The following is a 12,167-nucleotide window of genomic DNA, read 5'->3' as shown; positions in this document are numbered from 1 at the left end:
AATGATTTTTTCTTTACTATAATCAATAATATTTGCACTAGAACCAAGAAAAATATTCAGACATATTGCAGTCTGAATATCCTTCTTATTACACACTTTTCTTTTTTGAAGTTTTCTCATAACTATCCCAACATTCAATATTTTCAAGCCCTTTAATGTTTTCTTTATAAAAAATAGGATCTTTACCAGCTTTTTTCTGGTTTATATAATCTTGTAACGCCGCAAATGCTACTTTTGAAAGTAAGGTAATAGCAATTAAATTAATAATAACCATAAAGCCCATAAATAAGTCCGCTAAATCCCATACAATTTGAATCTTTGCAACAGAACCAAATACAATCATAGCCAACACACTTATTCTGTATATCATTAACCACACTTTACTTGTATGTAAGAAGCGAATATTTGTTTCACCATAATAATAGTTGCCAATTAACGCACCAAATCCAAATAAAAAAACAAAGATAGCAAGACAACCCGATGCCCAAGGACCTATGTGTTCACTTAATGCTGCTTGTGTAAGTGCAATACCATTTAACCCCGGTTGTTTATATGCATCAGACAGCAAAATAATAAAGGCAGTGCTAGTACAAATGATCAGTGTATCCGTTAATACACCAAATGCTTGAATCAGTCCTTGTTTCACCGGATGACTTGTTGTTGCTGTTGCGGCAACGTTTGGTGCACTTCCCATACCAGCTTCATTTGAAAATAAACCACGTTTAACTCCATTCATAAGTGCTGCACCAATTGAACCGCCTGCTATTTGTTTAAAACCAAATGCGTTTTGAACAATAAGAGAAAGCACTTCCGGCATTTTTGATATGTTGGTAACTACAACAAATAATGCAACTCCAATGTATAATACCGCTAAAAATACCACCTTGTATTCAGCCATTTTTGCAATACGTTGTACACCACCAAAGATAATCGCAGCGAAAGCAATGGCCATGATTATCCCAACTGTTAGACGATCTGTACCAAATGAGTTTTGAAAAGCAATTGTAACTGTATTTGATTGTACTGAATTGAATACAAGACCAAAAGTAATTGTGATTAAAATAGAGAATAATACTCCCATCCAACGTTTATTCAACCCTTTTTCCATATAATAGGATGGACCACCGCGGAAACCAGTTTTATCTTTTACTTTATATATCTGTGCTAATGTGCTTTCGACAAAACTGGAGGCCGAGCTAATAATAGAAATAATCCACATCCAAAATACAGCTCCAGGACCACCTAATGCAATTGCAATCGCAATTCCTGTGATATTCCCTGTTCCAACGCGGGCTGCCATACCAATACAAAACGCTTGAAAAGGAGAGATTTGATCTTTAGAACCACTTTTCCCCTCCATTAATACACGGACCATCTCTTTTAACATTCGAAACTGTACAAAATTCAATTTAAATGTAAAATAAATTCCGCAAATAACAAGCATAATAATTAACAATTTAGACCATAAAAAATCATTTGTTGATCCGACTAACTCTACAAAAAACCTTTCCATATCATCACTCCATGTCAAAATTTATATATCATAATTTATATAAAATCACCTATATTTCCTGGTATAAATACCTCTTTCATATTCAAATACAACAAGGATAAAAATTTTCTATATTAATCGGATTGGCCTGTTTAAGCAAACATCACAACATGTAACCGTAAAACTGAAATTTTGAAGAACTTAACGCTTATACAAACGGATGCTCTACCCCTTTCTGCAAAACTAATATTCTTATCCACTAATGTTGTTGTACTATTATGTTTGTTTCGTTTACTGGTGATTTACATTTAAATCATAATAATCAATAGTGATTAACTGGTTTTTTGTTAATTTTATCAAGAACATGGAAATATCTCCTTTCTCACTACTAATCTCAAAAATAGGCTAGGTAAAAACTTCACGAAAAATCTATAAAGCGCTTTCAATCTTCAACTAAGAGAACCTTGTCTTTAATTTATAATTAAAAGTACAGAATGTTACGAAAAAGTACAGATTTTTATAAAAACAAAAAATATTTTAAGGTTTTTTCATCTAAAAAAACACTGAAATTTTGTGAATTTTATACAGTATCCAAACGTCGCGGATTCTCTTCTACCTAATCTTTGACAAGCCTCTATTTTCTTCATATAATCATGCATACTTTTTCTCTTTTAGAGCTTCATATAAAGTATTTGAAATCAAGAATCAATAAAATGTTGTAAGAATATTAAAAAAATAATACTTTTAATTTATTTATGGTATCATACAAAAAACATTTGTTTTCTCAATTAATCTCCCTAGTTGGATTCATCTATATTGCACATATTTACAACATTAAAGACACTAAGCAAAAAAGGATTTTGTTGAAGGGATGAAACATTACAAAACTCTTATTTAGGACCTTATGCCATCCTCTTTTCTAGCAATATCGAGTTATCCAAAAAATGTATATTTACTAACATAGATTATAGGTGGTGTATTGTGAAAGAAATAGTATTCGTTCAAAATAAAAAAAGACTTCTTATGAAATTCGAATTTTTAAAAAAGGATTTAGTACTTACCATTTCACTGATACTAGCAATTGTAAGCTGCTTAATACATTCGCCAAAGATCGAATATATTAACTTTGAAGTGTTAATTAGCTTATTTAATCTAATGGTGGCCATTAAGGCCTTTGAACAGCTAAAAATATTAGACAAACTTGCCGTTGCGATTTTAAATAAATGCAATAACAGCAGGTCAATATCTATTATTCTAATTTTGTTATGCTTTATTTGCTCCATGTTTGTAACAAATGATGTCGCTCTCCTCACTTTTGTACCAATAACACTTGTCATTAGTAAAAAAACACAAATGAACATGATGGATACAATCATCCTGCAGACAATTGCGGCAAACATCGGTAGTAGCTTGATGCCTATGGGAAACCCCCAAAATTTATACCTATATTCTTACTATGGAATTAAGCTCATCCCATTTTTAGGTTCAATCCTGCTTTTAGCTGTACTTGGGATTAGTTTGTTATTTATATTTACTCAAAAACTTCAAAAAACAGATTTGAAAATAGAACTATCTGTTATTACCGTGAAGAATCGAAAAAAAGCTACCGTCTGGATTTTGATACTTATCACTATCATTGCATCTATTTTTGGTGTCATTAATTATTACATTGCGCTAATAGTCACATTGATGGCAGCATTTACTTTAGATAGAAAATTACTATTTAAGATCGATTATTTTCTTCTAATAACCTTTGTCTGTTTTTTTATTTTTATCGGAAACATTTCCCATTCCGATGCGCTGGATACATTTGCTCGTGCTAATTTAAGAGGAGATACTTCAGTCTTCTTTAGTTCCATATTTTTGAGTCAACTGATTAGCAATTTTCCTACTTCAATTCTTCTATCAAACTTTACTTCTGATTGGAAACCTTTATTACTCGGGGTAAATATTGGAGGGCTTGGAACAATTATCGCATCTTTAGCCAGTGTAATCTCCTATAAATTATTCATTCAGGCAAATAGTAAAGAGACCAAGGCGTATTTAATCAAATTCAGCATTTACAATTTTTCATTTTTAATCATACTTACATGTATACAATACTTTATCTTTAAATTTCTATAATTTTAAAAAAGCGATTACTACTAGAATAATAAAACCAAAAATTTCTCAACATTAAATTGAGAAATTTTTGGTTTTAAAGTACATAGTACTTACAATTAACATTATATGCAAGATCCACCACTTGCATCAATTAACTCACCAGTTATCCAACGACTATCTGATGATGAAAGAAAACCTCACCTTCAGGTAAAGTCAACTTAAACTAAAGTCACTTCATATATTTTACTTAAAATTCCATCAATACCTACCTTTGAACAGTTAGTTTAAAATGCCCTGCCTCTATTCAAAGATATTTCAGCAGTGCCTGTATTCTTCCTCTTTAATATTTTTGTTTCTTAGCCATGAGTATACTTAGAAAACCTCTAAAAACTAGTTAATAATCTTTTAGAATCTAACTTTCCTATAATACTCTTTGCTATTTCTTCAATATTTTCATTTTAAAAAAAATGACTACCTTCAAAAGAATGAAAAGTACACGTTTTACTTGTATATTGCTTCCATTTTATTACTTGATCGTATGTAGTAAATTCATCATTTTTCCCATTAAATATAAGAAAATCAATATCACATGGTTGTATATTATTATCATGAATATATGTCTCGACAATCTTAAAATCTGCTCTTAAAATAGGGAGAAAAATCTCCATTAATTCTTCTGATTGAAGTACCCCAGATGGTGTACCTCCCATTGCAATAACTTCTCTTCACTAATGTACTCATAACAAGAATTGAATAATATAGCATTAATACTTCTGTACCTACTATCTATTTTATTTATTGGACATTTATAATTCAAAAAATTACACATTATTCACAATTAGGATACATACCCAAAATATGATTTGAACATGTTATTATATTTTAAGATAATATAAAATCAGTTTTTCTATAAGAGAACTTAATCTTTATGTAGTACGAAATTGTTAGTAATACAGTATATATTTTAATTTAGTTATAAAAACGTTTAAAGACCACCTATTTCGATAAGTGATCTTTCTTTGTGATTCTGCATTTGTGCACTACTGTAGAAATATATCGTAGATACGCTTTGTTTGCTAAATTTTTAGTTCTTTCCATTTACTAAAAAACATAGCTTCATACAATTAATATTATATTCGTTAAATTGCAAACTATTATTTTGTCTTCTGTACAGGCAAACTACTAAAAATCAATTCAGCAACTTTTACATATCCTTTTGAGTTTGGATGAATGAAATCCGTAGACCAAAGCGTATTGTCATTAACTAAATGATGATTCCAAAAGTCAACATGATGAAGCTTATACTCTCTACTCAGTGAAAGTATAACTTCATTTGCCTCTAATAATTGTTCTTTTATTACTTGTTTTTTTTCAGAAGGAAATGGAAGCCTAACAGTAAAATCTGGAAGGTTTGCTATCATAATATCAGCACCTGTTTTACTTAATGTATCTATCATAAATTCCATATCGTTCTTATATGCATCATGATTCCAACGTCCTTTTAGAACATCATTTGCACCTGCAATGAGACTAACCAACTCTGGATTAAAAGTTAATGCCTTTTCCAATTGCTGTGAGCGAATTTCTTTAGTTACTAACCCACGCTTTGCAAAATTAGCATATTCTATATCGTTTACACATAGTTGAACAAAATGATCTACCCAGCTTTTTAATGCAATTCCCTCAACTTCATCCCCTATCCCCTCTGTAAAACTATCACCAATTGCTACAAATCGCTTCCACATATGTATTCCCCCTTTATTATTAACCATATCTATACTATACAATAGCTCACACCGTAATTGTTATTTCTAAGTGGTTTTCAATTTCAATTATATTCCACTTTACTATATTTACATTTAGAATCCAAATATGACCGATTCCTAAGTATACTTAGGAATCGGTCATATTCATATATTTACTAAAGAAATAAAATCTCTCCAGGAATTATATTTTTTTCAAAAAATTTGTTGTTCTTTGTTTTGCCCAGTTGATACATTTCTTTTCGATTAAATAATACGAAACTATAGAAAAAAGTAGTGTCATTGCAATGCACAAAGTAAGAAGGAAAAAGATAGGTATCTTTGTATACAAAAGTTTAAATAGTACCATCATGATTGGAAAATGACACAAATAGATACTGTATGAAATTTCTCCTAAATATACAAATACACTCTTATTTAAAAATGCTTTTACTTTTAGGTTACTCATAGCCATTATAATAAATATACTAACCCCCATTACGACACCCCAATCTTTTAATAAGAAAGTAGTATCATTACGGGAAAGACCATAAATTAAAATGGAATATAAATATAGAATAATCCCTAATGCAATAAGAAATCCTTTTTTAAATTTTTTCATATTCCTATATGAGTAGATAAGTTTTTCCTGATACTTAAAAAGTAACATTCCAACCATAAACATAGATGTAAAATGCAGTGTGTCAGCATAACCATTATAAAATCCTTCAGCTTTCCCAATATGCAACATATTAAGAAAAACACTAATTAAAGAAAAGCTCAAAGCAAATAGTATCGATTTCTTCCAATTCAGTTTATAGAACAGAAGGAATAACAAAGGAAATACAATAGATATACGCATTTCTTGAGCCAATGACCAAATAACTGGATTATAATTTTCCGTAAAAAAGTTATTAAGAAGCACAAAGTGGTTTAGAATATCTAATTTTGTTATAGACCCTTGCCATCTATCATAGAACCAATCCCGTAGCCCTACCACTTCATACGGCGAAAATAAAATAAATAAAGCAAAGGTAACGATTATCCAAAAATAATAAGGGATATAGATTCTTACAAATCTCTTAATTAAATATCCCCAATAATTTGTTTTTGAATGATAAAGTGCCATAGATAACACAAAACCACTTAGTACATAAAAAACGATAACAGCTTCCCCACCCGCCCATAAAAACCTAAGCGGGGAAAATTTAATAGAATTAGGCAACGATGGTAGCATTAAACAAAAATGTCCAAATACCACAGTAAGTGCCGCTAACCCTCGTATCGAATCTAATTCTTTTATTCTCTTACTCATAAAATGTTCTCCTTGTAAATTATAAATTTTGCTGTTCATAAAGGCCACTATACGAATGTAGTGGGAGAATTGTACATATTGTTTCTTTAAATTCCTAATATAAGCAGTATAAAGTTAATTTGACCTCCATTTCTTTATATACATAATTTAAAACAAAATATTTAATACAAAGAAAAGATTTTATTAAATTTTTATAAAACTTAATAACAGAAATAAGTTACCAAATATTTTTTATTGTCACATGATGGAATAATAAATGTTTTTTCATCATGTAACTTTATTAAACGAATCCTGCACCAAAATCCTTTGAATCGAAATATTCATAATAAACGCCATCCTTTCTGTATTTTTCTACAAAAAGAATAGCGTTTTTTGGTTATATAGATACAAATTTAATTTACCTTGGTAGCAATACGAAAAGTTTCGAAGAACCCAATTTGAGAATTAATGCAATCTTCCATTCCAAGCTATCCACATAAAAATCTATAATACTTTGAAACTTTTTGTTTCAGATTAATATGTAGTTTTATCCTATGAAGTTAGCTTTTTACTATACCAACCACACTATCCCACATACCGCTAAAGAAAGTTCCGATTTGGCGCATAAAACGTGTAAACCAATTTGCTTGTTCAACATCAGATTTTGTTACAAGGTCTATTTGTAATGAATTACCTGATAAGAACCCAGGATCTGTATTATCTTTAGGCGAGATAATCATTTTACTAATTGTTACACCTTTTTTAATAGGCGCTTCTTGTTCCGTATTCGGTACTTTAAATTCTTTTTTATAAATGTCTTTGTTGCCTTTTGGCATTGGAAGTGAAACAGCTTGCTTCGTTTGAACAACTACATCTTTGTCTTTTGCATTTGCTACTCGCACTGTTTCATGCCCTTTTACTACTGCATCTTTCCCATAGACTTTCTTCACTTCAAAATTCGCAAATCCATAATCGTATAATTTCTTTGTTTCATCAAAACGTGCCGTATGAGAGTTTGCTTTTATCACTACAGAGATTAGGCGCATACCGTTTCTTTCTACTGTACCAGTGAAACAATCTCCCGCTTCTGGAGTAGTTCCCGTTTTCAAACCATCTACACCTTCGTATTGCTTAATTAAGCCTTTTAACATCCAGTTAAAATTCGCCATATCAATTGGATATTTACCACCCTCTTGGAATGTTTTTTTAGGAATTTTTGCAGTATCTAATATTTTAGGAAAATCTTGAATAAGACGTTGCGCTAAGATTGCACAATCCCTTGCAGACATTTTATTTTTCTCGTCTAGAGTTGTCCCTTCTGGGTGATATCCTTTTAAATCTTGGTTTGTTAAGCCTGTAGCGTTTACAAATTTATAATGTTTCATTCCAAACTCTTTCGACTTATCGTTCATCATTTTTACAAAATTGACTTCTTTACCAGCAATCTCTTCAACTAAAGCAATTGTTGCACCGTTTGCAGAGTAAATTGCCATTGCCTCATATAACTCTTTAACCGTATAAGAGCCACCATTTTCTAATGGAACGTTTGATAATGAGCGATCTTGCGAAATCTTATGTGCATATTCAGAGATATTAACTTTTTGATCCCATTTAAGTTTTCCTTTATCCATCGCTTCATGAACTAAGTATTCACTCATCATTTTTGTCATACTAGCAATTGCCAATGATTCATCTGCATTTTTTTCATATAAAATTTTCCCGGAATTTTCTTCTATTAAAATTGCTGATCCCGCTTCAACGTCTATAGCAGAAACTGTTTCCGCTGCTGCTCTTCCAAATGTAACAACAATGCTACAAAATAGTGTAATCACTGTTACTATTGCAATAAATCTCTTGCAAAACATACCTTTCACTTCTGTTACCTCCAATATCTTTGTACTCAAAAAACGTTCTTCTAACATAATCCTCAAAAAATAGACAGTGTTATCAAATTCTATATACATATAAGACGTTAGGATAACTTTCATATAGACCATCTCATCAAACCCTTTTAGGACAATGACACTTCGTATTCCCACACACATCCCTCTTTTTAATACCTTCGTATTTTTCAAAATGATCCGTACTTTCATATTTTTTAGGATTACACTTAATAGACAGTGTAAGTAATACATTTGTTCCATGTTTACAAAAAAACAGTGTGTTCCGATTAAATATCGAGACACACTGGTAGCTTAGCATTCGTTTATTAGCTATCAAGGTTTTTACTTATTCAATGCAGCTATTTGCTAGACTCATACTAAATAAGAAAAAAACTACATCCTATATTGAATGTAGTTTTTCTAGCTGATTTATTTATTTTTCACTTCATTTTTATAAAAAGCAAACAATGGTTCAATGGCTGGACTAGATAAAAGAGGAATTGCCTTCTCAATCAATTCTCTATCCCAATCAAACCAACGCATTTCCATTAGCATATTAATTTCTGTATCAGTGAACCGTTTCTTTATTTCCTTAGCAGGATTTCCACCTACTATTGTATAAGGTGGAACATCTTTACATACGACAGATCCAGCTGCAATAATTGCACCTTCACCAATAGTAACGCCAGGCATTATAATAGCATTCATACCAATCCAGGCATCGCTTTTAATGACTGTATCACCCTTCGGTTCATATGATTGTTCTATTTGCTCAATGAATGGATAAACTGTAATCCATTCAGGGTGATGATTATGATTCCCACCCATTAAAATGACAACTCCACTTGCAATACAAACATAATTTCCAATAATGAGTTTATCAAGTTGCCAACCCATCTGTTCAATTGGATTGAAAAGTACTCGAGACTTAGCATCGCCCCATAAATATCTAACGCAACCATCTTCAAAATTTTGATCGCCATAATATCCTGAATAATAGGAGTACTCTCCTACTTCAATAAGTGGATTTGTTACTATATCTTTTAAATACTTCGTTTCAGACCAATGATTATATAATGGATGCTTCATAATTACATTCCTCGCTTCTAAGTATGGTAGATTTAATAATTTACTTAGAAGCTTAATACGACAGCTACATTTTTAAACTTTTTCAAACGACGAATCATTATCTTCAAGCCTTTCTTTTATACTAAAAAAAGCATAACGCAATAAATTACACTAGTCAAATTGTTTAATTTTGAACACATCTTAAACAGCGTAATACTGCAAGAAGAACATTAAAACACTCTGACTTTGATACAAATAATATATTGATTACATTTAGTTCATATTTTGTAAAAAAATTTTAATTGCCATGACAAAGCAAACAATAACCACTATTGGTCGTATTAATGACGTCCCTTTTGTAAGCACCATCTTTGCCCCAATATATGACCCTATAATTTGACCAAGCATCATAATCAGCCCAATTGTCCAATCAATTTGGCCAAAAATAATAAAATATAACAAAGCAGCGAAATTACTAGTAAAATTCAAAATCTTAGCATTTGCAGTTGCTCTTGTAGCACTATATCCACATAAAAGAATGAAAGCTAAAGCAATTAAGCTACCTGTTCCTGGGCCGAAGAAACCATCATAAAATCCAAGGAATGGAGCCACTGTTAACGCAAATAACAACATACTTATTTTTCTCGGTCGATCTTCGTTTGCTATATTTGGAGATAATAGAAAATAAAGACCAATAATAATAAGTAAGAAAGGTAATATCATGATTAAATATTCTGCTCGTATCTGTAAAATAAGCCATCCACCCAAAATAGATCCAAAAAAGGTCATTAAGATGGACAAACGCATTTCTTTGAGATTAATTTCTTTCTTCTTAATAAAAATCACAGTTGCCATGAGGGTTCCGCTACTCCCTTGTAGTTTATTAGTTGCTATCGCTACAGAAGGAGACATACCTACTAATAACATTACTGGGATAGTTATCATACCACCGCCCCCAGCAATTGTATCTATCCATCCTGCTAAAATAGCTACTAAAAATAGTAATATGAGTAATTCAATAGTAAAATCCATATAAAGGAAATGGGAAGGTTTGAGCTATTACAGCCCAAACCTTCCCATTCTCCCTCCTCTCTTTAAACTAGTTTATGATATCTGTAAAGTAACTCTCTTTCTGGTCGCGTAATCGGCTGGAAACGTATTGCCTGCAAACAATTCTACGTCCATACTTATTATCACCAATCGGAATTTTATATTCTTCCTCCGATAACCTTTCTCTACCATGGGTTACATTTGTTTGCTTACCATAGTATGAATTTGGCATAATCAATAAATCTTCAGATGTAAGCGGGACTTTATAAGTAGGCATTGTCCGTAACAGTTCCAAAAACATGTCGAATTTTAACTTTTCTTCTTCACTTCCTCCCACATAAATCAATCTATTTTCTGCTCCATTCAAACAAGTTGCAATAATATCACCATTATCATCCAAAAATATAATTTGGTTTATTTCCCCTACGAATCCCGATATTTCACCATCCGCCATTCCTGCGATATGAGCAATAGGCATTTTACTTATCGCCAATATATCATCTTTACTGAAGTGATTTTCTTCAAGATGCTTTTGAAGTAATTTTGGTGTTCCAATATGAGTATTGGTTTTTAAATTTAACACTCCTTTTAATAAAAGAGCATCAACCCTCGTAAATTTGCCGCAAGTAATTTCCGAAACTATTAGTTCGACGGATTTATTAAGTCTATTCGATACAATGTCTAAATTCGTATTGAACGATTTCAATCTTTCTTCAATATGTAATTGATCTTTCATATCTGTATACACTGTCGCATCGTTATGTTGATAAAAGTTTCCGCCACCAGTGCTTGCACCGACATTTCGCAAAACTTCATCATTGTTTAAAGGGGAAATGAGATGAAATCTATTTTTCCCTGCATGTTCGGACGGATGAATCAAAGCATCATAATTAAAAAGTGTGGCAAAAAGCCATGTGACCCATTCAGCATAAAAATATTTTTTCATTCTATCGTGTTCGTTTTCACCATAATTAAAGCCTTTGCGATTTTCTCCAGGTAATAGGGTTTCCATAGGATCACACGGAATATTTTTAATAAGGATAGGCGGTACGTTTCCACCACAATTCGCTTCTTTTATCATATGAAGTAGTTTTTTTACATCTGAATTCGGAGTTTTCTTTGAATAGTCAATCAAACAAATGAGCCACTCTTTTGAAAAGCTTGCAGCTATTTCTTGATCACAAGTATAAGGATTATGAGTTTTTAATTCATTGTCTATCAGATTCTTGATTTTATCCTTTAATACATTAGGAATAGTAATTTCTTCAATTTCCGTAATCTGCAGTATTCCTTTATTCATTATAAAACCTCCGTTATTTTATTTTTCTACACCATATCTCCTGTTAAATGAACTACCCACTTCTTTTTTGCTCCTTTGCTTTTCGTCAGAACTATTAGAACCACCAATTTACAGATACTAAACGTGAATGATACGAGATTTCCTCTTAGTTACATTTCTCCAACGAATTCCCCTTGAATTAGCATATTTAATTTAAAAATCTAATTCATTTTCTAAAACTTTCCGAAAATCGAAA

At 31.4% G+C, this 12,167-nt stretch carries 8 protein-coding genes and 2 pseudogenes; 1 reads left to right on the top strand and 9 read right to left on the bottom strand.

Annotation, left to right across the window (positions count from 1 at the left end; all coding sequences use genetic code 11):
• Positions 1-88 precede the first annotated feature (88 nt).
• Positions 89-1,513, bottom strand: a complete 1,425-nt coding sequence (locus JDS98_RS00250) for an alanine/glycine:cation symporter family protein (RefSeq protein WP_000439283.1) — start codon at positions 1,511-1,513, stop codon at positions 89-91.
• Between the two features lie 960 nt (positions 1,514-2,473).
• Here JDS98_RS00250 and JDS98_RS00245 point away from each other — a divergent pair.
• On the top strand, positions 2,474-3,616 hold the full coding sequence (locus JDS98_RS00245; RefSeq protein ID WP_097959722.1) for an anion transporter: 1,143 nt from the start codon (positions 2,474-2,476) through the stop codon (positions 3,614-3,616).
• Positions 3,617-3,717: 101 nt separating this feature from the next.
• Here JDS98_RS00245 and JDS98_RS30525 read toward each other — a convergent pair.
• The 8 genes and pseudogenes from JDS98_RS30525 to JDS98_RS00210 form a co-directional block, all read right to left on the bottom strand.
• Positions 3,718-3,792, bottom strand: a pseudogene (locus JDS98_RS30525) (short-chain dehydrogenase); the annotation flags it as partial.
• A gap of 186 nt (positions 3,793-3,978) precedes the next feature.
• Positions 3,979-4,320 (bottom strand): annotated as a pseudogene (locus JDS98_RS00240) (thioesterase II family protein); the annotation flags it as partial.
• 429 nt (positions 4,321-4,749) lie between these two features.
• On the bottom strand, positions 4,750-5,367 hold the full coding sequence (locus JDS98_RS00235; protein WP_142307110.1) for an SGNH/GDSL hydrolase family protein: 618 nt from the start codon (positions 5,365-5,367) through the stop codon (positions 4,750-4,752).
• Between the two features lie 175 nt (positions 5,368-5,542).
• Positions 5,543-6,691 (bottom strand): acyltransferase family protein, encoded by a 1,149-nt coding sequence (locus JDS98_RS00230; protein ID WP_098711702.1) that lies wholly within the window; start codon positions 6,689-6,691, stop codon positions 5,543-5,545.
• A gap of 500 nt (positions 6,692-7,191) precedes the next feature.
• Positions 7,192-8,505: a D-alanyl-D-alanine carboxypeptidase family protein gene (locus tag JDS98_RS00225; protein ID WP_307838279.1), complete on the bottom strand. Its 1,314-nt coding sequence runs from the start codon at positions 8,503-8,505 to the stop codon at positions 7,192-7,194.
• Positions 8,506-8,943: 438 nt separating this feature from the next.
• Positions 8,944-9,603: a CatB-related O-acetyltransferase gene (locus JDS98_RS00220; protein ID WP_000682551.1), complete on the bottom strand. Its 660-nt coding sequence runs from the start codon at positions 9,601-9,603 to the stop codon at positions 8,944-8,946.
• Between the two features lie 252 nt (positions 9,604-9,855).
• Positions 9,856-10,614, bottom strand: a complete 759-nt coding sequence (locus JDS98_RS00215) for a TSUP family transporter (protein WP_000347979.1) — start codon at positions 10,612-10,614, stop codon at positions 9,856-9,858.
• Between the two features lie 67 nt (positions 10,615-10,681).
• On the bottom strand, positions 10,682-11,932 hold the full coding sequence (locus JDS98_RS00210) for a hypothetical protein (RefSeq protein WP_001032371.1): 1,251 nt from the start codon (positions 11,930-11,932) through the stop codon (positions 10,682-10,684).
• Positions 11,933-12,167: the final 235 nt, after the last annotated feature.

The organism is Bacillus cereus group sp. N11, assembly GCF_016483605.1.
GTDB classification, from domain to species: Bacteria; Bacillota; Bacilli; order Bacillales; family Bacillaceae_G; genus Bacillus_A; species Bacillus_A toyonensis.
Note: the sequence above shows the minus strand (reverse complement) of the source record. Positions and strands in the feature narration are given on the sequence as shown.